At 40.6% G+C, this 25,796-nt stretch carries 22 protein-coding genes and 1 riboswitch; of the genes, 14 read left to right on the top strand and 8 right to left on the bottom strand.

What is annotated here, in order from left to right:
• Positions 1–128 precede the first annotated feature (128 nt).
• The 4 genes from acnB to J5X91_RS08260 all read right to left on the bottom strand — a co-directional run bounded on the left by acnB (position 129) and on the right by J5X91_RS08260 (position 6,591).
• Positions 129–2,726: a bifunctional aconitate hydratase 2/2-methylisocitrate dehydratase gene (gene acnB / locus J5X91_RS08275; protein WP_011326902.1), complete on the bottom strand. Its 2,598-nt coding sequence runs from the start codon at positions 2,724–2,726 to the stop codon at positions 129–131.
• A 296-nt stretch (positions 2,727–3,022) separates the two neighbouring features.
• Positions 3,023–4,087, bottom strand: a complete 1,065-nt coding sequence (locus tag J5X91_RS08270; RefSeq protein ID WP_011326901.1) for an OmpA family protein — start codon at positions 4,085–4,087, stop codon at positions 3,023–3,025.
• Between the two features lie 386 nt (positions 4,088–4,473).
• Positions 4,474–5,883 carry a protein adenylyltransferase SelO family protein gene (locus tag J5X91_RS08265; RefSeq protein ID WP_208834388.1) on the bottom strand — a complete coding sequence of 470 codons (1,410 nt, stop codon included), beginning with the start codon at positions 5,881–5,883 and terminating at the stop codon, positions 4,474–4,476.
• Positions 5,884–5,892: 9 nt separating this feature from the next.
• Positions 5,893–6,591, bottom strand: coding sequence for a DNA-3-methyladenine glycosylase I (locus J5X91_RS08260; protein ID WP_011326899.1), 699 nt, complete (start codon positions 6,589–6,591; stop codon positions 5,893–5,895).
• Positions 6,592–6,794: 203 nt separating this feature from the next.
• Positions 6,795–6,992, top strand: a riboswitch (Lysine riboswitch).
• Positions 6,993–7,144: 152 nt separating this feature from the next.
• Between J5X91_RS08260 and dapA the strand changes: the two genes are divergently transcribed.
• The 5 genes from dapA (at position 7,145) to J5X91_RS08235 (ending at position 12,387) form a co-directional block, all read left to right on the top strand.
• A complete protein-coding gene (gene dapA / locus J5X91_RS08255) occupies positions 7,145–8,029 on the top strand; it encodes a 4-hydroxy-tetrahydrodipicolinate synthase (protein ID WP_011326898.1) in 885 nt (294 codons plus the stop codon).
• Between the two features lie 15 nt (positions 8,030–8,044).
• A complete protein-coding gene (locus J5X91_RS08250) occupies positions 8,045–8,785 on the top strand; it encodes a 2,3,4,5-tetrahydropyridine-2,6-dicarboxylate N-succinyltransferase (protein ID WP_011326897.1) in 741 nt (246 codons plus the stop codon).
• A complete protein-coding gene (locus J5X91_RS08245; protein WP_208834387.1) occupies positions 8,785–9,990 on the top strand; it encodes a PLP-dependent decarboxylase in 1,206 nt (401 codons plus the stop codon). The genes J5X91_RS08250 and J5X91_RS08245 overlap by 1 nt, the downstream gene beginning before the upstream one ends.
• Before the next feature lie 49 nt (positions 9,991–10,039).
• Positions 10,040–11,158 carry a succinylglutamate desuccinylase/aspartoacylase family protein gene (locus J5X91_RS08240; RefSeq protein WP_089367575.1) on the top strand — a complete coding sequence of 373 codons (1,119 nt, stop codon included), beginning with the start codon at positions 10,040–10,042 and terminating at the stop codon, positions 11,156–11,158.
• Positions 11,159–11,352: 194 nt separating this feature from the next.
• The gene (locus tag J5X91_RS08235; RefSeq protein ID WP_089367574.1) at positions 11,353–12,387 is read left to right on the top strand and encodes a phospholipase A; all 1,035 of its coding nucleotides are present in this window, start codon (positions 11,353–11,355) and stop codon (positions 12,385–12,387) included.
• 76 nt (positions 12,388–12,463) lie between these two features.
• Here the strand turns inward: J5X91_RS08235 and J5X91_RS08230 are convergent, their stop codons facing one another.
• Entirely contained in the window at positions 12,464–13,357 is an 894-nt protein-coding gene (locus J5X91_RS08230; protein ID WP_208834386.1) for a bifunctional GNAT family N-acetyltransferase/hotdog fold thioesterase, read from the bottom strand.
• 174 nt (positions 13,358–13,531) lie between these two features.
• Here J5X91_RS08230 and J5X91_RS08225 point away from each other — a divergent pair, with 174 nt between their 5' ends.
• Positions 13,532–14,248, top strand: a complete 717-nt coding sequence (locus J5X91_RS08225) for a fused MFS/spermidine synthase (RefSeq protein WP_226898060.1) — start codon at positions 13,532–13,534, stop codon at positions 14,246–14,248.
• Here the strand turns inward: J5X91_RS08225 and dtd are convergent.
• Positions 14,232–14,669: a D-aminoacyl-tRNA deacylase gene (gene dtd, locus J5X91_RS08220; RefSeq protein ID WP_058372331.1), complete on the bottom strand. Its 438-nt coding sequence runs from the start codon at positions 14,667–14,669 to the stop codon at positions 14,232–14,234. The two genes, J5X91_RS08225 and dtd, sit on opposite strands and share 17 nt — an antisense overlap.
• Position 14,670: 1 nt before the next feature.
• Positions 14,671–15,573 carry a virulence factor BrkB family protein gene (locus J5X91_RS08215; protein ID WP_011326889.1) on the bottom strand — a complete coding sequence of 301 codons (903 nt, stop codon included), beginning with the start codon at positions 15,571–15,573 and terminating at the stop codon, positions 14,671–14,673.
• Positions 15,574–15,660: 87 nt separating this feature from the next.
• Between J5X91_RS08215 and J5X91_RS08210 the strand changes: the two genes are divergently transcribed.
• Together J5X91_RS08210 and J5X91_RS08205 are read left to right on the top strand one after the other, a co-directional pair.
• Positions 15,661–16,317, top strand: a complete 657-nt coding sequence (locus J5X91_RS08210; RefSeq protein ID WP_011326888.1) for a DUF2959 domain-containing protein — start codon at positions 15,661–15,663, stop codon at positions 16,315–16,317.
• 92 nt (positions 16,318–16,409) lie between these two features.
• A complete protein-coding gene (locus J5X91_RS08205; protein WP_011326887.1) occupies positions 16,410–17,489 on the top strand; it encodes an MBL fold metallo-hydrolase in 1,080 nt (359 codons plus the stop codon).
• A 333-nt stretch (positions 17,490–17,822) separates the two neighbouring features.
• Here the strand turns inward: J5X91_RS08205 and typA are convergent, their stop codons facing one another.
• Entirely contained in the window at positions 17,823–19,646 is a 1,824-nt protein-coding gene (gene typA, locus J5X91_RS08200) for a translational GTPase TypA (RefSeq protein ID WP_208834385.1), read from the bottom strand.
• Between the two features lie 509 nt (positions 19,647–20,155).
• Between typA and glnA the strand changes: the two genes are divergently transcribed.
• The 6 genes from glnA to J5X91_RS08170 all read left to right on the top strand — a co-directional run bounded on the left by glnA (position 20,156) and on the right by J5X91_RS08170 (position 25,705).
• The gene (gene glnA / locus J5X91_RS08195; protein WP_086993786.1) at positions 20,156–21,562 is read left to right on the top strand and encodes a glutamate--ammonia ligase; all 1,407 of its coding nucleotides are present in this window, start codon (positions 20,156–20,158) and stop codon (positions 21,560–21,562) included.
• A gap of 115 nt (positions 21,563–21,677) precedes the next feature.
• Positions 21,678–22,199: a DUF4124 domain-containing protein gene (locus J5X91_RS08190; protein WP_089368922.1), complete on the top strand. Its 522-nt coding sequence runs from the start codon at positions 21,678–21,680 to the stop codon at positions 22,197–22,199.
• 92 nt (positions 22,200–22,291) lie between these two features.
• Positions 22,292–23,362 (top strand): nitrogen regulation protein NR(II), encoded by a 1,071-nt coding sequence (glnL, locus tag J5X91_RS08185; RefSeq protein WP_011326883.1) that lies wholly within the window; start codon positions 22,292–22,294, stop codon positions 23,360–23,362.
• A gap of 15 nt (positions 23,363–23,377) precedes the next feature.
• Positions 23,378–24,763, top strand: coding sequence for a nitrogen regulation protein NR(I) (ntrC, locus tag J5X91_RS08180; protein WP_208834384.1), 1,386 nt, complete (start codon positions 23,378–23,380; stop codon positions 24,761–24,763).
• A 29-nt stretch (positions 24,764–24,792) separates the two neighbouring features.
• Positions 24,793–25,251: a cyclic nucleotide-binding domain-containing protein gene (locus J5X91_RS08175; RefSeq protein WP_011326881.1), complete on the top strand. Its 459-nt coding sequence runs from the start codon at positions 24,793–24,795 to the stop codon at positions 25,249–25,251.
• 79 nt (positions 25,252–25,330) lie between these two features.
• Positions 25,331–25,705 carry an RNA-binding S4 domain-containing protein gene (locus J5X91_RS08170; RefSeq protein ID WP_208834383.1) on the top strand — a complete coding sequence of 125 codons (375 nt, stop codon included), beginning with the start codon at positions 25,331–25,333 and terminating at the stop codon, positions 25,703–25,705.
• The last annotated feature ends 91 nt before the right edge of the window (positions 25,706–25,796 follow it).

Genomic DNA, 25,796 nt, shown 5'->3' with positions numbered 1-25,796 from the left:
ATTTAACTTCAAAACAATTAACCACCAAAATTAATACAATAAATGCAAAAAAACAACATTAACTATCTAAAATTTATTTTTGCCAATAAAAAACCCGCAAAAGCGGGTTTTTAAATAAGCTGTAAAAATTATACTGCTTGTTGAATGATCACGTTGTCTGCTTTTTTAGTGTAAGCAGGCATGCGATGGAAGTTCAAGTAGCGATATGTATCTGACGCTGTTGCATTGATCTTCGCTGCATATTCTTGATACTCAGCAGCAGTTGGCAATCGACCGATAATTGCCGCAACTGCAGCAAGTTCAGATGATGCTAAAAATACATTTGCACCATTACCTAAACGGTTAGGGAAGTTACGTGTAGAGGTAGACACTACCGTTGCTTTATCAGCAACACGTGCTTGGTTACCCATACATAATGAACAACCTGGAGTTTCTATACGTGCGCCAACACGACCAAAGATGCCATAGTAGCCTTCTTCAATTAGTTGGTCTTTGTCCATCTTAGTAGGTGGAGCAACCCAAAGCTGAGTAGGTAGTTGACCTTTAAAGCCATCTAGTAACTTACCAGCCGCGCGGAAGTGACCAATGTTAGTCATACAAGAACCGATGAATACTTCATCAATTTTCTCGCCAGCAACATCAGAAAGTAAACGCGCGTCATCTGGATCATTTGGAGCACAAAGAACTGGCTCTTTAATCTCAGCTAAGTCGATTTCAACTACGTGAGCGTATTCAGCATCTTTATCTGCTTCCATAAGCTCAGGATTAGCTAACCAATCTTGCATTGCATTAATACGACGTTCAATCGTACGTACATCGCCATAACCTTCAGAGATCATCCACTTAAGCATAACAATGTTTGATTCTAGGTATTCAGAAATAGACTCTTTTGAAAGCTTAACCGTACAACCTGCAGCTGAACGCTCAGCAGATGCATCTGATAATTCAAACGCTTGCTCAACAGTTAGGTGCTCAACGCCTTCAATTTCTAGTACGCGACCAGAGAACTCGTTGATTTTACCTTTTTTCTCAACTGTTAATAAGCCTTGCTTGATACCGTAGTAAGGGATTGCATGTACAAGGTCACGTAATGTGATACCTGGTTGCATTTCGCCTTTAAAACGAACCAAAATTGACTCAGGCATATCAAGAGGCATAACACCTGTTGCTGCTGCGAATGCTACTGCACCCGAACCAGCTGGAAATGAAATACCTAATGGGAAACGTGTATGCGAATCACCACCAGTACCTACGGTATCTGGTAATAACATACGGTTTAACCATGAGTGAATAATACCGTCACCTGGGCGAAGTGAAACGCCGCCACGGTTCATGATGAAATCAGGAAGCGTGTGATGCGTGTTTACATCAATAGGTTTTGGGTATGCCGATGTATGACAGAAAGACTGCATTGTTAAGTCTGCAGAGAAACCTAAACAAGCTAAATCTTTAAGTTCATCACGTGTCATAGGACCTGTTGTATCTTGCGAGCCAACAGTTGTCATTTTAGGCTCACAGTATTGACCTGGGCGAATACCTGCAACGTTACATGCTTTACCAACCATTTTTTGCGCTAGTGTAAAGCCTTTATCTGATACTTCAGTTGCTGTTGGTACTTTAAATATATCAGTAGCACCTAAACCAAGTGATGTACGTGCTTTGTCTGTTAAACCACGACCAATGATTAGTGGAATACGACCACCAGCACGAACTTCATCTAAAATCACTTCAGATTTAAGTTCAAACTTAGAGATTACTTTATCAGTACCATGCTGCTTAACAACACCTTCGTATGGGTAGATGTCAATTTGCTCGCCCATGTTAAGTTCATCAACATTTAGCTCAATTGGTAAAGCGCCAGAATCTTCCATAGTGTTAAAGAAGATTGGTGCAATTTTATTACCTAGACATACACCGCCAACACGCTTATTTGGTACAAACGGGATATCATCGCCCATAAACCAAAGCACTGAGTTAGTTGCAGATTTACGTGAAGAACCCGTACCAACAACATCACCAACGTAAGCTAGTGGTAAGCCTTTAGTTTTTAATTCTTCTAGTTGGGTGATTGGGCCTACTTCGCCTGGTTTGTCAGGAGTGATACCGTCACGTTCAATTTTTAGCATAGCTAAAGCATGTAGTGGAATATCTGGACGAGACCATGCATCTGGTGCAGGTGACAAGTCATCCGTATTTGTTTCGCCAGTTACTTTAAATACAGTAACTGAAATCTTTTCAGCAACAGCTGGTTTATTAGTAAACCATTCTGCATTTGCCCAAGACTCAATAATTTGCTTAGCGAATGTGTTACCCGCTTTTGCTTTTTCTTCTACATCGTAAAATGCATCAAACATTAATAATGTGTTTGAAAGGCCTTTTACTACGATAGGTGCAAGTGTGTCGTCATCAAGTAGGTCTATCATAGGTGCGATATTGTAACCGCCTAGCATAGTACCTAATAATTCTGCCGCTTTTTCTTTAGAAAGTAGTGGAGAATTAGTTTCACCTTTAGCAACTGCCGCTAAAAATCCTGCTTTGATATAAGCTGCATCATCAACACCTGCCGGTACACGATTAGCAAATAAGTCGAGAATAAACTCTTCTTCACCAGCCGGTGGAGTTTTGATTAATTCAATAAGATCAGCCGTTTGCTGAGCATCTAATGGCGCTGGTACGATACCTAACGCGGCACGTTCTTCTACGTGTTTACGATATTCTTGTAGCACAATATTGCCCTCTTGGTGACGTGAAAGTATTCGGTAGCGCTTCATAAGCGCAATGTTACCCAATACTTATAGTATTCTAACGCTTAATTATAAAGCTTTTGTGGGTAGATGAAAATCTATCCAGTTCAGCAACTGATTATACCGACTATAAGTATTATGAATAGTAGATAAAGTAAAATCAATTTCTATGAATGTTTATTAAGTAAGAATCATTAGTATTAATTTTTAATTTAAGTTTTTAGTAGGCATAAAAAAACCCAGCATAAAGCTGGGTTTTTGTAATTCAATCGATTTTATTAACGTAAAACTTTAACGTTTTTAATCGTTTTGATATGCGCTTCTACACGACGGTTTTCTTCGTGTGCTGCTTTAGTGTTCGCTTCATTTTTAAGACGCTCTTCACCTAAACCAACTGTAGTAATACGGTCTTCTGCTACGCCATCAGCTACTAATTTTTTAGCTACTGCGTCAGCACGTTTTTTAGATAACCACTTGTTGTAAGATGCTTTACCTACAGAAGAAGTATGACCTTCTAAAAGAACAGTTGTATCTGGGTACTCTTTTAAGAACTCAGCTACTTTATCGATATCGTTTAAGTACTGTGTAGATACTGCAGATGTATTATTAGGGAAAGTCACTAATAAGCTTACAGTTACTTCTTTATCTTCGTATAAAGTACAACCTGTGCCATCAACTGCATCTGTCATTGGTGTGTTAGGACACTGATCATCTGCATCTGGAATGTTATCGTTGTCGCTATCTACTGGTGCAACTTCAACAATTACTGGCTCTGGAGCTGGTTGAACTGGCTCTTCTGCTACTGAGCTTTGACCAAATAAGTAGTTAATACCTAGTTTAGCGTTCACATCGGTATAACCACGGTCAAGACCTTGATAAACAGATGTTTCTGCGTTAACAAATAAGCCGTCTGTAATGAAGTGCTGGTAACCAACACCTGCGTTTAAGAAAGTATTATCTGTTGCTACTTTTACTTCTTTAATACCAAATAAACCATAGAAAGGACCGCCACCAAAGTGGTAAAGTGCATCAACACCAAAACGCTCGCCGTCTACGTCGTTACGATTACCATTAGGAATCGGATTTTTAAGAAATGCATTAAAGTCCATATCTGCATACTCAAGACGTGCACTCCAGTAATCACTGAAACGGTAGCCAACTTCAGCACCCCAACTTGCAGATTCATTAACTTCCAAGTTTTGGTGCATGTTTAAGTTTTTCCAAGATGCATCGTAATAGTCACCGAACACACCAATGTAAAAACCTTCAGTTTTTTCTGCTGCAAATGCTGATGCGCTAGTTGCAGCTAACGCGATTGCGATTGTAAGTGATTTTAATTTCATTGTTTTCTTCCCATTTTAACAATTAAAAAAATATAGCTAATTCGTTCTAGCTCAACCAGTTTTATTAATATTACCTGATCCTTTATTAATCAATACTTAACAAAAGATAAATTAATTCGTTTTCAACACTCTATATACAAGTATCAGTAAGTTTAGGACATATTAATTACTTTACCCAACCCCTAGATAATAAATACTATCGCTGGTATCTAAATTTATTAAATAACCATACCGACTTCACTAGCTGAGTTTATATTGAGCTCCAAGCTCCTAGCTTTAAATTCATATCAATAATATCAGCTCAGTTTATTGTGCTCAATAATAAAGCAGCGCTACGGCCGCTAAATGACCTTTAATAATCAGCAACTTAAATTTCAATCTAATAATTAAGTACCACAAAAAGTATAATACTCTTTATCACTGCTAGGTGCATCCTGAAATTTTGCCAATTTGTCAGTATTTTCATAAGGTGTGTGCATAACCTGCATAAACTCATGCAGTAATTCACTTGAGCCAGTCTTATTATACTCACTAAGTATTTTTTCGATCACATGGTTACGAGGAATAACTCGCGGATTAGCTGCGCGCATTACGGTATAGCTGCGATCATCGGTACGTTTTTGCCACTTACCGGCCCACTGAACTAATACCTCTGGGATGCTCACTCCACCTGTTAAAGACTCGGTTAGTGCATCAAACGTGTTGGTATAGTCGAGTTGGTGCTCTTTTAATAACTGTAATAGCTCTGCAATTAACTCTTTATCGGCTGTATCTGTGCCAGCTAAGCCCAGTTTTGTTGCCCACATTGCACTAAATTCAACATTAAATTGCTCAGCAAAACCATCTATTATTGGGGTCATTAACGCCACAGCTTGTTCGTCGTCATCATTTACAAGCGGTATTAAACTCTCAGCTAAGCGGGCGCAGTTCCAGTTAGCAATATTAGGTTGATTACCAAATGCATAACGCCCTTGCTTATCAATAGAGCTAAACACGGTATCAAAATCGAAGCTGTTCATCATGGCACATGGGCCATAGTCGATAGTTTCGCCGCTAACCAGCGTATTATCGGTATTCATTACCCCATGTATAAAGCCTACTCGCATCCAACTAACCACCAGCTCAACTTGGTTTTTAATCACTGCAGCTAAAAATGCTAAATAGCGCTCAGGTCCTGTTGCTTGAATTTTTGGGTAATGACGCTCAATAGCTAAGTCGGCAAGGTTTTTAAGCCCTGCAACGTCGCCTTGCGTTGCTAAATACTGAAACGAGCCAACACGAATATGGCTACTGGCTAAGCGCGTTACAATAGCGCCAGGTTGAGGTGGGTTTCTGTACACGGTTTCGCCACTACCAACCACAGCTAAGCAGCGCGTAGTTTTAATACCTAACGCTTGCATTGCTTCGCTCATTATATATTCACGAATTGCTGGGCCAAGTGCACAGCGGCCATCGCCACCACGAGAGTAAGGAGTGGCACCAGAGCCTTTTAATTGAATGTCCCACAACTGGTTTTGCGCATCCTCTACTGCACCTAGAAAATGAGCACGCCCGTCGCCTAAACGTGGTGAAAAATGTCCAAATTGATGCCCTGAGTATCCCAGTGCAACCGCTGCAATTGCTTGCTGTTCGTTGCCGCTAAAAGTACTGGCCCGTAATTCAGGAACTACATTAATATTAAACGCTTTAGCTAAGCTGTCGTTCCATAGTAATAGCTGTGGGGCGGCCACCTTAGATGGGCGATCTTCAATTGCAAAATTGTCGGCTACTTGTCTGTACCTTGGCATTAAATTCATAACTACCCTCTACTGTTGTTGGCTTATACCTACACGATTATCGCCTACACTGTAGGCTATAATTAAGCTTAGCTCTTGCATGCTCAAACCGCTTTGTTGCTGTAATTCATTAAAGAACGCTTGCGCTGCAGTTAACGACTTTTTAGTTTGTAAGCCACCATCAATAATTTTGTGCGCGCGCAAATAACTCTCAACATCCCGCGATAATAAAAAGGTGTCTTTACCCAATGCACGCAAAGTATAAGGGCCGGTATTTCCACCCAAGCGTGCACCGTGTTTTTTTAAGTACGCCCACAAACCAATAATATCTTCACTTGGCCAGTCTGCAATAAACTGACTAAAGCTACCATGTTGCTGGGTAACCTCATGGATCATGAACGCATTTTCGGGGATCGTTTTTACTTTTTTATAATTGCGAACAATACGCTCGTCGCTGGCTTTTTGCTCCAACATATCGGGTGGCATCATTAATAATTTTTCAACGCTAAACTGCCAAAAAACCTCTCTAAAGCCTGCCCACTTGCTGTTAATAACCGACCAGTAAAAGCCACTTTGAAAAACCTTGCGCGTAAACTCTTCCAGCCAATCATCATCACTTAAAGCTACTAATTGTCGCTTAGATGCAGGTTTAGCGAGTAGTTGCTGTAGCATTTGTGTTGAGCCTTTTCGCTCTACTGCTCGCTGATAAATATCATTAAATTTTTCCATCTGCTTGAAACCTTATTTTGCAGTTACAAATTTCGCGCCGCGATTACCCCCTAGTTTAAGGGAAATCGTCCTTATACGTAACCGTTACCAAAATCGATGACACTATCTGCACTTAGCTGCTTGACACCCAGATGGCTAAAATGATTTAATCATCGCACTTACCCTATTTAATTATATTTGTATTGCTAGCAGTACAAATATAAAGGGCTGGAAGAGGTGCGTTATTCAGGTAGCGTATGTTAGGAGCACAAACTCCATTGAGCATACGTAAGGGGAATCAACGCCGAGAAACAACAATATTTGTGTCATTGTTGTTTCGGGCGACTAGGTTGAATCCTAGCGACTGTCACCAATAGCTATTTAAACGTAGCTTATTAGTTTGGTGGAGAGCTTCTGGTCTTAGTATAATAAGGCCGTGCGCCCTATTATTTAAGCCCATTCGCTCTTCGAATTATAACATACCCTACACGTGGGTATTTGTTCGAACGATGTTAATGCGGCTCTTTCCTATATAGCTTCTTAACTCACCGAACATTCTATAAGTTCGCGAGAGATGATCAAAAACTTTAATTTAGATGACTACTCAGTCTGGACGGCGCTCGTTACTCCGTTTAATCAAAACGGTACAATCGACTATGGCACCTTAACCACTTTGGTTGCTGAGCAAGCCGCTGCCAATAATGCTATTTTATTACTAGGCAGCACAGGTGAAGGCTTAGCCTTAACACTTAAAGAGCAACAAGCCATTGTTGAGCACGTGTGCCAATTATCGCCTAATGTACCCTTAATGGTGGCTGTAGGTGGTATGAACCTCAAACAGCAATTAGCCTGGGTTGAATACTGTAACCACTTGCCTATTCATAGCTTTTTACTTGGCTCGCCGCTTTATGCAAAGCCCGGTGTAATTGGGCAAACCCATTGGTTTGAAAGCCTTTTAAATATAAGTAAACACCCTTGTATGCTTTATAACGTACCAGGGCGAAGCGCTGTCGATATTCCAGTGGCAACCATTCAAAACCTACAACAACATAAAAACCTATGGGCACTTAAAGAAGCCAGTGGCAACATTGCGCAATTTGAAGCTTACCGTCAAGCGGCTCCTAACTTAGCTATTTTTAGCGGCGACGATGCGCTTATGCCCTACTTTGCCCAAGCCGGCGCTAAAGGGCTGGTATCGGTAGCAGCTAATGCTTGGCCGCTACAAACTCACGAATTTGTACAGCGTAGCCTAAGTGGCCAATACCCCAATTTATTTACTCAGTGGTCAAGCGCAATCAGTAGCTTGTTCACTGTAGCAAACCCCATTCCCGTTAAAGTACTCATGCATTTACAAGGGCGATTAACGAGTTCGTATTTACGCCCACCGTTAACTCACCTCGAATTAACGCAAACAACGTGCATTGAACAAGCAAACAACACCATTTTATCTTGGCATTAAACATAGGTTTTTATAATGAGCTGGTTAGAACTATTAAATAATTTAGAGTCGGGCGCAGTACGCGCAGCATCACAAAACGAAAGCGGCCAATGGCAGGCTAACGTTGCAGTAAAACAAGGTATTTTAGAAGCCTTTAAAAATGGTACAAACACCGAATTTGTCGGTGGCTTTGTTGATAAACATAACTTAGCGCCACAACAGTTTAGTGCCACCGATGGCGTACGTATGGTCCCGGGTGGCTCAAGCGTTCGCCGTGGTGCTTATGTAGCTAAAGGCACTATTATTATGCCACCAGCGTATGTAAATATTGGCGCATACATTGACGAAGGCACTATGGTAGATAGTCACGCTTTAGTTGGCTCGTGCGCGCAAGTAGGTAAAAATGTCCACCTTAGCGCAGCCGTGCAACTTGGCGGTGTGTTAGAGCCAATTGGTGCCAGCCCAGTGGTAGTTGAAGATGATGCATTTATTGGCGCAGGCTGCGTAATTGTTGAAGGCGTAGTAATTAAAAAAGGCGCAGTACTTGCCCCTGGTGTGCGTTTATCGGCCACAATTCCGGTTTACGACTGTGTAAACGAGCGCCAACTAGACAAAGGCGAGCCAATTCCTGAGTACGCTATTGTAATACCAGGCTCTCGCCCTGCTTCAAACGAATGGGCGCGTGCACAAGGTTTAAGCATGTCGTGCGCGTTAATTGTTAAGTACCGCGATGAGCAAAGTGATGCATCATTACTACTTGAAGAGGTTTTACGTTAATGAGCTTTTTGAGCACGGGCGTTAAAACGGCAATTAATGAATTATCAAGCCAACTCGATAGCCCATTTTTTGTTTACGACCTAGATACGCTAAATAGTCACTTGGCACAATTGGTCGCACAAACCGAGGTAAAACTTTGGTATGCGGTTAAAGCGAATCCGCTGTCTAAAATTATTCAATGCTTAGATAACGCCGGGTTTAATTTTGACGTAGCCAGTAAAGGCGAGCTTGAGCAAGTACTTGCTCAAGGCGTTAGTAGCGATCGCGTGCTCAACACCGGGCCAGCTAAAAGCCCAAAACAAATTAAACACTTTATTGAGCGCGGCGTACGTACTTTTGTTGCCGAAAGTATTAATCAAGTTCGCTGGCTCAATGAACAAGCCAAGCTACAAAACTGTCAACTACAGGTATTACTGCGCGTACAGTTACGTTGGCCCGAGGGCGAAAAAAATCCACTAGGTGGCGATAGCCTCACGCCATTCGGACTCGGTTGTACAGAGTGGCAGGCACTTAATATTACCGACTATGAAGCACTTAGCTTTGATGGCCTGCATATTTTTCAATGGGGAAATATGCTCAGCACGCAAAAACTCAGTGAGTTGTGGTCACAAATGATTGCACCACTTAGCCAACTTGCCCGCGATTTAAATATAAACCTTAAAATTTTAGATTTAGGTGGCGGCTTAGGTATTCCGTATACGCAAAACGACATAACGCTTAATTGGGGTGACTTAATAACTGCCCTCGCTAAAATTAAAAAACAGGCGGGCGTTGAAGAGTTATGGATGGAGCTTGGCCGCTATGCCGTGGGTGAATGCGGACATTACGCAGCCCCAGTAGTAGAGCGCAAACAAAACTATGGCCAACAACAAGTTATTTTAAGTGGCGGTATAAACCACTTATTGCGCCCAGCCGTCACCAGTCAAGACTTTCCAGCAGCATTACTACGAGATTCAAACACACCAACCCAAGCTATGAGCTTATACGGGCCACTTTGTACCGCACTCGATTGCTTGGGCGAGCACGCATTACCAAGTGATCTAAATGAGCACGACTGGTTGGTGTTTAGTCAATGTGGTGCCTATGGTTTTAGTGAAAGTATGCCGTACTTTTTATGCCACGAACTTGCTGGCGAATATGTTTTAGAACGAAACAAACTTAGCTGTTTGCGTGCAGCCGAAGATGCCAGTTATTACTTGAGATAATGTACCTAAGATAATGTACCTGAGATAAAATTAAAATGTTGAGATACTCATGATCGCCTCACCAATTAGTCAAGAAAACATCGTCGTTGGTGAAGTTGCCAATGGCTTACCACTCACTATTCCTGTGTATCGTTTAAAAGGCGATGGCACGGGGCCAAGTGTGTATATTCAGGCCAACATGCACGGAGCTGAAGTACAAGGTAACGCGGTAATTTTTCAACTACTTGAACAATTAAAGCACCTTAATCTTAAAGGTGATATTACTTTAGTGCCCTATGCCAACCCTATTGGTTGCAATCAAAAGTCGGGGGAATTTACCCTAGGTCGGTTCGACCCTATCACCGGCACTAATTGGAATAGGATGTATCATTATAATACTGATTTAGTCACTCAGTTTGCACAAAACCATATGCAATACGACGATGCCATATTAAAAAGCGCGTTCAAACAGGCACTTATTGACGAAGTTGACAGTAAACTTAATGGCCCTGCTTATTTACTCAATACTGGTAAACGCATTGCGCTTAACTTACAAAAGCTCGCTCACCAAGCTGATATAGTACTGGATTTACACACAGGTCCTATTTCAAGCAAGCACTTGTACTGCCCAACCTATGCGACTAATAGCGCTCGCTACTTTAATATTGAGCACGTACTGCTTATTCCAAGTGACTTTGATGGTGCGATGGATGAGGCAAACTTTTGTCCGTGGTGGCATTTAAGCGAAGCACTGAGCAAGCAAGGCCGCGAGCTCAGCATACCTGTAGAAGCTTTTACTGTAGAGCTAGGCAGCCAAGAAAAAATAGACTTGAGCGAAGCACTAAACGATGCAAACAGTATTTTAAGTTACTTAAATTATAAAGCCGTATTTGTAAATGCGCCCCACACTCCAGCTAACATTACTCGCTACGCGTGTCATTTAAACGATTACTTTGCTTACTACGCGCCCATGGGCGGAATGGTTGAGTATATTGCCCCCCTAGGCGGGCATATAAAAGCCGGTGAGCCAATTGCTAAAATACTGCGCATGGAGCGTTATTTAAGTGAGCAACCACTACAAACACTTTCCCTTGAATCTGACGCTATTGCCATACTGCATTTTGCCTCGGCGAGCGTTAATCAAGGCACTGAACTGTATAAGTTTTTTACTAACGTATTTGAGCTTTAAGCTCTCCCTTCTCATTGCGTGAGAGTAAGTTAACTATAGTTAATTTGCATTATAAAAGCGGCTTAGGCCGCTTTTATTTTGATCTAATTATACTAAATATACGTAAATTCAGTAAAAGTTCACCGTTACATATGTAAAAAGGCGTTATAATTAAATTAACGCATTAAACCATCAATACTCACAAAGGAATTACAATGAGCTGGCGATACTTGATCATACTTTCAACATTAGTTAGTACTACTGTTTTTGCTGAAGAAAAACCTAAAAGCAATGAGCAAAATAGTAATATTGAGCTGGTAAAACAATGTATTTTAAATGAAGTGATTGGTGGAGACGGCAAGCAAACACTCGATCAGCTTCGTAAAAAGTGCTCCGCTCTTGAAGAAGATAAGCAACTTACCGCCATCGATAAGCGCAAAGCACGAGAAGCAGTAAGCCAAAAAAACCGTAATGTTATTACGCCACATAAACGTAACTACATTTTACCTATTTCGTATGTATCGCATCCGAACAATAGCTCGTTTGAAACATTCGACGAGCTAACAGGCGAAAAAAATGACGAGCCACTCGATAACTTAGAAGCCAAATATCAGCTTTCAATTAAAGTGCCTCTATTCAATGACTTTTCTGATGAAGACCAAGCTATATTTTTTGCCTTTACACTACAGTCATATTGGCAGCTTTATAACAAAGAAAGCTCATCACCATTTCGTGAGACCAACTACGAGCCAGAGATTTTTTGGGTTAACTATTTAGATCCAGAACACGTTCCTTGGGGCGACGAAATGGCTGTTGTTTTGGGTATTTCGCATCAATCTAACGGTAATAGTCAGCCAAATTCACGTTCATGGAACCGTATTTACGCTAACTTTATTTGGGAAAAAAATGGCTTTGTGTTTAACTTTAAGCCTTGGTATCGTATTTCAGAAAGCGAGAAAGAAACACCTTTAGATCCAAGAGGCGACGACAACCCTGACATTTACAAATACATGGGTTACTTTGAGTTTAGCGGTGCGTATCGCCTTAATGAACATGAATTTAGCTTTATGACCCGTAACAACTTAAATTCAGACAATCGCGGTGCATTACAGCTCGATTGGTCATTTCCGCTTTGGGGCCGAGTGCGTGGTTATGCACAGTACTTTAATGGCTATGGCGAAAGCTTAATTGATTATAACGCTGATATAGAAAGAATTGGCGTAGGTATACTACTTACCGATTTACTTTAATTAATTAGCGATTAAATTAAACAAATTAAAAAGCCAAGCATCGCTTGGCTTTTTTGCGTTTTAAAGAGTTAAACAGTTATTTTTTTACTACAAACTGCCCTTCAAATTCAGCCACTACCTTATCACCATCATAAATAATAACAGGTACTAAATAGCTGGCTTTACCTTCAGTTTCTAACTCGCTGAGCTTACCCTTACAGCTTTGTATATCAACACAGCCGCGTGGATCACTGCTAAGCGGTTTTAAATATTTAATATTGGCATCGGCTAATACAATATTTCCTTCAAGCCCTGCTTCTTTTAGTGCTAAGTAGGTTGCGCCCCAACCCGTAAGGGTTGCTAAGCTATAAATAGAACCAGCAAACATAGTGTTATGCAGGTTTAAATTAGCATCTAAATCTGCGCTAGTAGTAAACTGCCAGTCGGTATAGCTCTCTACTTTAATGCCCATTGCATCACTAATTGGAATTGACTCCCGCCAGGTGTTTTGCAGCACTTGAGTCCAGTTAGGGTGGCGAAACCAGCCTGGCTCTGATGGCTTTTGTTTTACCATTTTATAGTGTTGTACATCGTCGTACGCTAAATGCGCTTTTTCTTGTGTTTCATAACCATGGCGCTTATAAAATTCGAGTGCGCGCTCGCGTGCAAATAACACCAACTCTGCAGCGTCTTGTGACCATGCTATTTTTTCTAGGTCATGTAATAAACGACTACCAATATGCTGATTACGACTTTCTTCAGCTACAGCCATATAGCGAACTTGAGCTTGTTGCTGGTTATTAAAGTGCAGCCGCGCCACCCCTAATACTTTACCCGCTTTATTTTTAATAAAGCGATGCTCGGCATCTTGTTCTAAATCATCCTGTTCAGAACCACGTGGCTCACCCCAAGGGGCACGTAAAATTTCCCAACGTAATTGATAATAGGCTTGCCAATCTTCACTACTTTGCGGTGTACTTACCTGAAACATACATACTCCTGCTGTTAAGCCGTAAATAAAATACAACGTCACTTAATTATGGCAAATACCATACTCCATCTAAAAAAAACTGCCAATACGACTTTGGTGATGGCAAATACAAAGTGTAAAAAATTAATGACAAAAGCCATTGCGCTTTGCTTCGGCTAGTTTATGCTGGGCAACATGAGCGAATACATAAACCCTGTAAATGGCCTGATTAATAGCTATTTTATTGAAAATAGCCACAGTATTGGCCAGTTACTTTATTGGCATAAATATGGGGGCGATCACATTCAAGTACGCCAACATCAGCAACTGCGTTGGCTGCTAATAAATGACACTCTGCAATCTGTGGTAACGCAGCAGCAACCAAGCAATTTATTACTGCCACACTTACAGTGCTTAGCACAGCATTGGCACACATTAAGTACCCCTAAAAAAGTACTCGAACTGGGGCTTGGCGGCGGCGCAATTCGTAATTATTTGCTGCACCAATATCCACACGCAAAAATCACCTCAGCTGAAATAAATGCAGATATAATTAGTTGTTATAAAAAGTTTTTTACTACGCAGCAAGTGCCTAGTAATAATACACAGCGGTTACTTTGTGAGGATGCTCAACAAGTACTGGGTCGCGCCCGCAACATAGATTGGATTATTTTAGATTTATTTAGCCAAATAGACGCACCACGATTTTTATTCGCACCCGCTTTTTATCAAAAAATACACGCAGCCCTTAACAACAACGGCACGCTATTTATTAATTTTTTATCGCAACATGAGTCGCAATTAAAACAGTTACAGCAAGTATTACTTAATGTATTTGGTTATAAAGTTAGCCCGCAAAAGGTAGCAGGCTATATAAATCATATTGTGGTGATCACTAAACAGCTAAATTAAAGGTTACTGGCCCATCGTTACACAAGCTCACTTGCATATCGGCACCAAACTCACCGGTAGCAACCGTTAAATTGAGCGCCTTGGCTTGCGCTACAAAGTATTCGTATAACTCATTAGCTTGGCTTGGAGTTGCCGCCGATGAAAAGCTAGGTCGCATGCCCTTTTTAGTATTTGCCGCCAAAGTAAACTGCGATACTACCAACAGCTCACCAGCAATATCTTTTAGACTTAAGTTCATTTTGTCGTTTTCGTCAGTAAAAATGCGGTAATTACTAATCTTATGCAGCAACTTATCGGCCGCTTGCTCGTCATCTTGTTTTTCAACACCCAACAACACTAAAATTCCTTGGCCAATTTCGCCAACTACTTGGTTATTAATTTCTACTTTGGCATGTTTTACACGTTGTATTAAACCTTGCATTTTATAGCGTATCCTTTGTATTTTCTTGCTCGTCTAGCTCTATTTCGGGCGTGTCTTCAATATTTTCAGGGCTAATACACGCCGTAAGCTCAGCGCCTAGCAACACCACTATCCACGACAAATATATCCACACAAACAAAATAGGAATGGTAGCAACTGCACCATAAATAACTTCATAAGATGGAAAGTGGCTAATATAAAGCGCAAAACCTTTTTTAGTTAACTCAAACAACATGGCAGCAAATAGTGCACCTGGTATCGCCGCTTTAAACGAAACCCGAGTGTTGGGCACCAAGGTGTAGAGCATAATAAAACCCACCATAGAAATGCCGTACGGCAATAACTTTAATAAAAAGCCACTAAACCCCGGAATCCCCTGATCAGCAAACGACACCAACGATACAATATACGAAGTAACTGCAATACTGCCGCCTAAAAATACGGGCCCTAAACTAAGTACCATCCAATAAACGGCAAACGAAATCATCATTGGACGCTTTTTCTTAATTCGCCAAATACGGTTAAGCGTGGCATCAACATTACGAATAAGTAACAAGGCAATAGCAGCTAAAAAGCCAATGCCCACTGCGGTCATTTGATTTGCATTGCCCGCAAACGAGCTAATATGCTCTTTAATAACATCTGACGAAGTAGGCACAAAGTTAGTAAATAAAAAGCTTTCAATTGCTAATCGAGTTGATTCAAACCCCGGAAAAGCCGAAAATATCGCCACACCTACGGCAATTAATGGCACCAAAGACAGCAAAGTTACATAAGCTAAATAGCCCGCGTTAACGGTTATTTGGTCATCAATACAGCGGTTAATATATTGCATCCACCAGCCGGGTTGCTGCCGTAAAAAAGATCCAACTTGCTGTTTATAATAAGAGAGCTTATCGTTCATAACATTGACTTGTGCTAATATAATTTTGACCATAATAACAATCAGCACCATAATTTACAGCATTAACACACGTAAATAGGAAACCAAATGAAAAAACAAACATTACTGAGTGTTACCGTACTTGCACTTGTACTAACATTATCGGGTTGCCAGTCGGCTTATTACTCGGCCATGGAAAAGGTAGGCGTACACAAGCGCGATATTCTTATTGACCGCGTAGAAGAAACCAAAGACTCGCAACAAGAGTCTCAAGAAGAGTTTAAATCAGCGCTTGAGCGCTTAACTACACTTATTGATTTTAATGGTGGCGAACTGCAAGACACTTACAATCAGTTAAACGATGACTATGAGTCGAGCTTAAATGCCGCTAACGAAGTGTCAACTAACATCAATAAAGTAGAAGACGTAGCAGAAGCCTTATTTGATGAGTGGAGCGATGAGCTAGAGCAATATAAAAGCGCATCACTTAAACGTGAAAGCAGTAAAAAGCTAGCCGCGACTAAGCGTCAATTTGATCAGCTATTACGCTCAATGCGCAGCGCAGAGAGCAAAATGGAGCCGGTATTAACATCGCTTCATGATAACGTTTTATACTTAAAGCATAACTTAAACGCACAAGCGGTATCGGCTATTAAAGGCGAGTTCACTAACCTTAAACGCGATATACAATTGCTTATGAACGACATGAACAAATCGATTGCCGACTCAAATAAATTTATTGAACAAATGAATAGTGCCGGTTAATTAGCTGATATTATATTTAAATTTGCCTGCATTATTGCAGGCTTTTTTATGGCTGCATGGCTGCTTTAGCACTATTTAAAACGGATTTAATTATGAAACACATTACCCTTATAATCTTTATAAGCTGTTTTTTATCAGCGTGTAGTACACCTAACCAGGTGCAAAAAATAGCTGATAAAAACTCAGTTATTGCTGTTAACAACCAAACAGGTCGTTACCATAATTTATATCAAGGCAAAAAGGTTTACCCAACCACCTGCGAGCAAAACTGCTACCCGCCACATCCGAACTTGATTTGCGAAACACCCAGCAGCAACTGCCAGTATCAAGGTAAGCAAATTAAGCCGCCGCTCAATACCGGTTATACGGTTCGTTGGTTAGGGCATGCCAGCTTTGTGGTCAGCACACGTAATGGGCAAAATGTATTATTTGATCCGGTTAGTGAGCAGTTTGATTCACCGGTTGATTTAGGCTTTAAGCTTGCAGGTGGGTTTTATCGCAAACCCGGAGCATGGCCAAATAAGCAAACACTTGAAAACATTAACGCCGTTATGTATTCGCATATTCATTATGATCACTTTAATAAAGCAGATATTAAAAAACTGGGTAATCAACCACGTTATTTAGCCCCGCTAGGCATGGCAGATAACTTCCCAACGGGTGGCTTTAATATTACTGAAATGGCGTGGTATGCAAAAACCAGCATTGAGGACTTAACCATACACGCAGTGCCTGCACATCACTTTAGTAATCGGGTGCTTATTCCCTATATTTACGAAGATGATAATAAAGATTCTTGGAATGGCTGGCTGCTTGAACAAAATGGCAGCACCTTATTTTTTGCCGGCGATACTGGCTATTCAAAACACTTTAAAGACATACAACAAAAATACGGTGATATAGACCTATGCCTAATGCCAATTGCCTCTTATTACCATAAAACCAACGCTAAAGGGTATCGATACGTTCATACTACGCCAGAGGATGCCCTTAATGCGGCCACAGAGCTTAATTGCAAAGTAATGATACCATGGGGATATGGCAACTCAAGTTGGCAAATGGGCGATCACAGCAGCCACTCAGCGCTATCGCGCTTACTGCATATGTATAAACAAATGAATGCACCAGTACCGCTGTATATTTTAAATGAAGGCGAAACAATTAAACTTTAACTAATGCACGTAGGTTGGGTTGAGCGCAGCGAAACCCAACGAAAAATACCCTACCAACAAACACTAGTACTTAGCCTTATCGGCTGTTTTAAGCTCACTCTGCGTACAAAAGATCTTTAAGTGAATTATTCACAAAGAGGTTAAGAGGCGCTGCGCTTTTAGAGGAAAAAACTCAATGTAGTGCACAAGTGCACAGCACACCAATTATCGCGGTGGTGGTAATTTCTTTAATCTACCCTCTTTAACCTTTTATTTAGCTAACCCACAAACACAAAAAAGCCGCTGTATTTTGCAATACAGCGGCTTTTAAAATCATTATTCTAAATTAATAGATTATGACTTAGGCGCACGACCCGCACGTTTACGTTCGTTTTCTGTAAGATGACGCTTACGAATACGAATGTTTAGTGGCGTTACTTCAACTAACTCATCTTCATCAATAAACTCAAGCGCTTGCTCAAGTGAATAGTTTAAAGGTGGAGAAAGCGTTTGTGCTTCATCTGTACCAGATGCACGTACGTTAGTTAACTGCTTACCTTTAAGGGCGTTAACTGTAAGGTCGTTATCACGGTTATGAATACCGATAACCATACCTTCGTAAACTTCAACACCGTGGCCGATGAATAAACGGCCGCGCTCTTGTAAGTTAAACAATGCGTTAGTCAGTGCTTTACCTGTAGCATTTGCAATGATTACGCCGTTTTTACGAACACCGATTGAACCGCCTTTATGAGGACCGTAATGATCGAACGTATGGTACATAAGACCAGAACCCGAAGTAAGTGTCATGAAATCAGTTTGGAAACCAATTAAGCCACGGCTTGGGATAATAAAGTCTAAACGCATACGGCCTTTGCCATCTGGAGACATGTTAGTAAGCTCACCTTTACGTAGGCCAACTTGCTCCATTACAGAACCCTGATGCTCTTCTTGACAGTCAATTGTTACTGTTTCAAACGGTTCTTCTAATACACCGTCAACAGTACGCAAAATTACCTCTGGACGAGATACAGCAAGCTCGTAACCTTCACGACGCATATTTTCGATTAAGATACCTAGGTGTAATTCACCACGGCCAGAAACACGGAAGCTATCTGGGCTAGCAGTATCTTCAACGCGAAGTGCTACGTTGTGTACTAGCTCTTTCTCTAAACGCTCACGAATATTACGTGACGTTACAAACTTACCTTCTTTACCACAAAACGGTGAGTTATTTACAGAGAATGTCATTGTTACTGTTGGCTCATCAACACTTAGTGGTGGTAATGCTTCAACGTTAGTAGGACAACAAACAGTATCTGAAATCTTAAGCTCGCCAATACCGGTTACAGTAACAATGTTACCTGCATAACCACGGTCTGTTTCAATACGCTCAAGGCCTAAGTAGCTTTGTACTGTACCAATTTTACCGTTACGTTTAGTACCATCAGCACTAATAATAGTTACTTGTTGGTTTGGAGCAACAGAACCACGCTTGATACGACCAACACCAATTACACCCACGTATGAGTTGTAATCAAGTTGAGAAATCTGCATTTGGAAGTCACCTTCAGGATCTGCATCTGGTGGTGATACTTCGTCAACGATCATTTGGAACATGGCATCCATGTTATCAGATGGCTCGTCTAAATCTAATGTTGCCCAGCCGTTGATTGCTGATGCATAGATTACTTTAAAATCTAACTGCTCGTCAGTGGCGCCTAAGTTATCGAATAAATCAAAGATTTGATCCATAACCCAATCAGGACGTGCACTTGGCTTGTCGATTTTGTTAATTACTACGATTGGCTTTAAACCTTGCGCAAATGCCTTTTGCGTAACAAAACGCGTTTGTGGCATTGGGCCTTCTTGAGCGTCAACAATTAGTAATACTGAGTCAGCCATTGAAAGTACGCGTTCCACTTCACCACCGAAATCGGCGTGTCCTGGAGTATCTACGATATTAATGTGGTAGCCGTTCCATGAAATAGCGGTGTTTTTCGCTAAAATGGTAATACCACGTTCTCTTTCTATATCGTTTGAATCCATCACGCGCTCTTCATTACCGCCGCGTGTTTCTAATGTGCCTGAAAACTCAAGCAGTTTGTCAACCAGTGTAGTTTTACCGTGGTCAACGTGGGCGATAATTGCTATATTTCTTATCTTTTCGATACTCATTAATATTCACTCAGAGAAATTGAATCTCATTGATCCTGCAGGGGCTTACGCACTCACCTGCGTTTTCACGAGATGTCCCAGCATAGGATTTAAAAGGGCGCATATTATCCCTTATAAATGGAATGGATGAAAGTTTATCCAAAATAAATTTGCAAACTTTCTGGTTTTTTTATTTAACCTACTGTTTTAAATTAACTAATTATAAAAATAAAATTTTTAATATTTTTATAAAAACCTCCACTTTAATGACTTTATTGCTATTTTGGTCAGTCTTTTGTATTTACTTTATGTTAGTCTATCACGATTAAATAGCGAGCAACTTTTTACTCTGTAACTGTTGCACTATATTGAAGCATTTACGCACCATAATGGTGCGCATTAGAAACAGCCGTTATTACTTTTGTATTTTTTATGTTTATAAACATTAAGTTACAATAGTGGCACAAAATCAGCTTATAAAACACAAAGCATTTAAGCAGCAATAACAAAACCTTATAGTTGGAGGACACATGTCGCAATCGGTTTTAGATTTTATTAAAGAAAATGACGTTAAGTTCATTGATTTACGCTTTACTGATACCAAAGGTAAAGAGCAGCATATTTCAATTCCTCATCACCAAATTGATGAAGACTTTTTTGAAGATGGTAAAATGTTCGATGGTTCTTCAATTGCTGGCTGGAAAGGCATAAACGAATCAGACATGGTGCTAATGCCTGTTGCTGAATCAGCTAAGCTTGACCCATTCACTGAAGAAGCCACATTAATTATACGTTGTGACGTAGTAGAGCCTTCTACATTACAAGGTTACGAGCGCGATCCTCGCTCTGTAGCAAAGCGTGCTGAAGAGTATATGCGCTCTACAGGTATTGCTGATACGGTTTTATTTGGCCCAGAGCCAGAGTTCTTCGTATTTGATGACGTAAAATATAAAACAGACATGTCTGGCTCTATGTACAAAATCGATTCTAAGCAAGCTGCTTGGAACTCAGATAAAGAATACGCAGACGGCAATACAGGTCATCGCCCTGGCGTTAAAGGCGGTTACTTCCCAGTTGCTCCTGTTGATGACTTTCAAGATTGGCGCTCTGCTACTTGTCTAGTATTAGAAGAAATGGGACAAGTTGTTGAAGCACATCATCACGAAGTAGCAACTGCAGGACAAAACGAAATTGCTACGCGCTTTAATACTATGGTGATTAAAGCCGATGAAATTCAAGAAATGAAATATGTTATTCATAACATGGCTCATTTATACGGCAAAACAGCCACTTTTATGCCTAAACCTATTGTTGGCGATAACGGTTCTGGTATGCATTGTCATCAGTCGTTAGCTAAAGACGGTGTTAACTTATTTGCAGGTGATAAGTACGGCGGTCTTTCTGAAGATGCGCTTTATTACATTGGCGGTATTATTAAACATGCTAAAGCAATTAATGCGTTTGCTAATGCCTCTACTAACTCGTACAAACGTTTAGTACCAGGTTACGAAGCACCAGTAATGCTTGCATACTCTGCACGTAACCGTTCTGCATCGATTCGTATTCCGGTAGTACCATCAGCTAAAGGTCGTCGTATTGAAGTACGCTTCCCTGATGCAACGGCTAACCCGTATCTTGCTTTTGCTGCCATGCTTATGGCTGGCCTTGATGGAATTAAAAATAAAATCCATCCTGGTGATGCAATGGATAAAGATTTATACGACCTACCTGCAGAAGAAGCAGCAGAAATTCCAACCGTTGCCTCTTCATTAGAAGAAGCACTGGCATCTCTTGATGCTGACCGTGAGTTTTTAAATCAAGGTGACGTGTTCTCTAATGATTTAATTGATGCTTACATTAAACTTAAGAGTCAAGAAGTTGAAAGACTTAACATGACAACGCACCCAATTGAGTTTGAAATGTATTACAGCTGTTAATTTTAATTAACAGTTATAAAATATACCTTTAAGCCCGCTTTGCGGGCTTTTTTAATGGTAAATTAGTACTTTCTCCACTAAAGTAAAGTTAATGTTAAAAATGCAGGGTTGCAGAGTGAGTAGCAAGATTTTATTACTACTAATTACTTCATTATTAAGTGTTTGTAGTTACGCTGGTGAAAAAAAAATTTACGCATGGAAAGATAAAAATGGCGTACTGGTGTTTTCAGATACCCCCCATATTGGCGCCAAAGAGATAAAACTCACCAGCCAAGATTTAACCATGCCTGCAACAAATACTGATATATTAAATAATCAAACTAAAGCGCAGCCGGTTGCATTTAGTATTGGTATTGCATCGCCTGAGCATCAGCAAACTATTCGTGAAAACACCGGCTCTGTGTATGTATCTACTCGAATTACCCCCCGCTTTGAAAACGACTTTACAATACAGCTATTTCTTGATGGTAAAGCCTATGGCGCAGCAAGTGATACCTCAACCTTTGCTTTAAGAGATGTAGAGCGTGGTGAGCACACTCTGCAAGTTAAGCTGTACAACAAACAAAACCAAGTCATTGCGACAAGCCCATTGAGTGTATTTTTTATGCATAGAAAAGGCTTAAGCTTAGGTAATTAACTCCCACCTAATTCACATTAAAAATAGCAATTGCAGTGCAATTTCATTAAATTACTTGCCTGAAAACACAGGCGCACTAAAATGGTGCAACAATGCTTAATAACACACACTTTAGCCCTGAGCTACTCAATGCCATATGGCAAAATCAAACCACCGCCGTGATGCTTTTAAACGAAAGCTTTACGCTTATTTATGCCAATACCAGTACCAGTGAACTACTTGGTTTAGGCACTAAGCGTTTATTAGGGCAGTCTTTTGATGATTTATTTAACTACCATTCAATCGATTTAAAACGCATAGCGCAATACTCTTTAATTGATGGCGTAGATTGCCACCAGCATAGGGCTGACGTGGTATTTGTTGATTCTCGCCATGCTAAATTAGCAGTCAGTTCAAAACAGATAAAATACCAAGGTGCACTTTATATTTTATTAGAATGTCGGCAAACCGATGATGAAATTAAATTCGATCAAGCATCAAATCAAATGCACCAATACCAAGCCGCACGTAATTTAATTCGAGGTTTAGCGCACGAAATTAAAAACCCTTTAGGGGGAATTCGCGGAGCGGCGCAGTTATTGCAATACGAGGTAGACCAGCAAGAAAGAAATGAATGTGCCGAGCTTATTATTGAGCAAGCCGACCGATTGCGTGAATTAGTAGATAGACTGCTTGGGCCTAACCAATTGCCGCAAAAGTCTTATGGCAATATACATCAAACCTTAGAGTCGGTGATCAAATTAAGTACCCTAGATAATAGTGACAATATTCGCTTGGTAAAAGATTACGATCCGAGTATTCCCGATGTTTATATTGACCAAAGTAAAGTGCAGCAAGTGGTGCTTAATATTGTGCGTAATGCCCAGCAGGCATTAGTTAATGGTGGGGAAATAAAAATTAAAACCCGAATTAACTATCAGCACCGCCGGCCCGGTAAGGCACCCAAAAAAGCCTTGTTAATTCAAGTGCTCGATAATGGCCCAGGGATTGATATTAGTGTACGCGATACTTTGTTTTATCCTATGATCACTAATAAAGATGGCGGCTCTGGATTGGGGCTTTCTATAGCGCAAACATTAATTGATCAACACAATGGTTATATTGAGTGCGATAGCTGGCCTGGTCACACCGAATTTAATATTTATCTGCCTTTTGCAGATTAACGCCTTGGAGTATGCATGAAAACAGTTTGGCTTGTAGATGACGATGCCTCAATTCGTTTTGTATTAGAAAAAGCGCTTACTCGCGCAGGTTTTACAGTACAAAGCTTTGCTGAAGCACAAAGTGTGCTTAATGCATTAAAATTTAGCCAACCTAGTGTGCTGATCTCCGATGTAAGAATGCCCGGTATGGACGGCATGGCACTGCTAGAGCTAATAGCAGAGCAAGTGCCCGGCTTACCGGTTATTATTATTACCGCGCATTCAGATCTCGATTCCGCCGTAAATGCCTTTCAAAAAGGGGCTTTTGAATATTTAGCCAAACCTTTTGATTTAAACGAGGCGATTGCCCTAGTTGAAAGCGCCTATAGAGCTAATTCTACAAAAAAAGTTAAACGTAAACTCACGCCCCCTAAAAGCGCACATATAATTGGCGAAGCACCTGCCATGCAAGAAGTGTTTAGGGCCATAGGTAAGCTTGCAGCCTCAAGCATGAGTGTACTTATTAATGGTGAGTCAGGAACGGGTAAAGAGCTTGTTGCCAGCGCCCTGCACAACCATAGTCCACGTAAAGAAAACCAATTTATTGCGCTAAATATGGCCGCAATCCCTAAAGAGCTGGTTGAGTCAGAATTATTCGGCCATGAAAAAGGGGCTTTTACTGGTGCAGATAGCGTGCGAAAAGGCCGTTTTGAACAAGCCAATGGCGGCACCCTATTTTTAGATGAAATTGGCGATATGCCTCTCGACGTACAAACTCGACTACTGCGAGTATTATCTGATGGAGAGTTTTACCGTGTTGGCGGGCATAAAAGCATAAAAGTAGATGTGCGTATTATTGCTGCAACCCATCAAAACCTTGAAGAGCTCGTAAAACAAGGCAAGTTTAGGGATGACTTATTTCATCGCTTAAATGTAGTCCGTCTGCGCTTACCAGCCCTTCGAGAACGTACCGAAGACATTGAGCGTCTAGCACTGCACTTTTTACATAAAAGCGCTAAAGATCTACAAGTAGAAAGTAAAATTCTTAGCCTTAAAGCAATTGAGCAGCTACGCTTGTTCAGTTGGCCCGGTAACGTACGTCAATTAGAAAACACCTGCCGTTGGCTTACGGTTATGGCTCCTGGTGAGCTTGTTAGCGAGCAAGACTTGCCACCTGAAATTATTAATGCCTCACTAACTCAAGAAGAAGGCGATTGGTTAGATGCCTTCCAGTTATGGCTTAATCAGGAACTTAAACAAGGTAAGGAAAATATTTGGCCTAATATTCAAGCGCAACTCGAAACCCGCTTAATAAAAGCAGCACTCGCCAATTGCGCAGGCCACAAACAAGAAGCCGCTATAAAAATAGGCTGGGGACGCAATACATTGACCCGTAAATTAAAAGAGCGCAACATTAATTAGTTTTGCGCGTAATAACTCTTAGGTAATTAATGAAGTTAATAGAGAACATTCCGCTATTTAAACAGATGGAAATTATCAACCGTTTAGGATTTTTTAAAGAATTTAGCCTTAACGAGCGCCAAATACTTTTAGAGTCGTTTGGTTTATTATATTTAGTGCGCGAAAATTCATTTTTATTTAAACAGCACGACAACGATAAGCGCTTATTTATAGTACTTAGCGGTGCATTAATAGTGTTTAAGCACAACCATTTATTAGAGCTCGGTACTATACGTCCTGGGGAGTTTATTGGTGAAGGCGCTTTTATTAATAACCGCGCACGCAGCATTAGCGCACGTGCTAAAACGGATGCAATTGTGCTTGCTATTACCTCTGATGCCCTTACTCGCTTACCCAATGTAATACGCGAAAAAATTAAAGATAGAATAATTGAAGGTATGAGCTTACGTATTGCCAAGTTGAGCGAACACATAGAAAACCATGGTTAGATTTGTATACGCACTTTGATGCAAAAATAGTGACTTCACTTTATACTAGCGTTAATGCGTTACCCCACCGAGAGCAAACATGAACGAAGAATATATAGAAATTGAATTAGAAGAAGAGCCGATTGAGCTGTGTAAATTATTAAAAGTACTAAATTTAGTAGAAGGCGGCGGCCAAGCAAAAAACTTAATTGCTGAAGGTTATGTGGGTGTTAACCATGAAATTTGTACAATTAAACGGAAAAAACTATACAGTGGCGACATACTAGAATTTGATGGTGAGCTTTTTCAACTTGCATTAACCGAAGATGCAACACCGGTAGAGCGACCTGCCGAGCAGCCGCAATCTGAGCCAAGCCAAGCAGCAGCGAGTCAGCCTGCAAAAAATAAACGTAAGCGTACTAAAAAACCTAAAGTAGATGAAAAAACCGGTCGTCGCCCTATTTCATTCGGTTAAATTATAGTCTTTTTTTGATTTTTTATTTATAAAACCAGCCAGCTTGTATAGTTGGCTTTTTTGATCTTTAATTACCTCACTAACTATAAAA

Source organism: Pseudoalteromonas sp. K222D (assembly GCF_017653575.1).
GTDB lineage: Bacteria > Pseudomonadota > Gammaproteobacteria > Enterobacterales > Alteromonadaceae > Pseudoalteromonas > Pseudoalteromonas nigrifaciens.
Note: the sequence above shows the minus strand (reverse complement) of the source record. Positions and strands in the feature narration are given on the sequence as shown.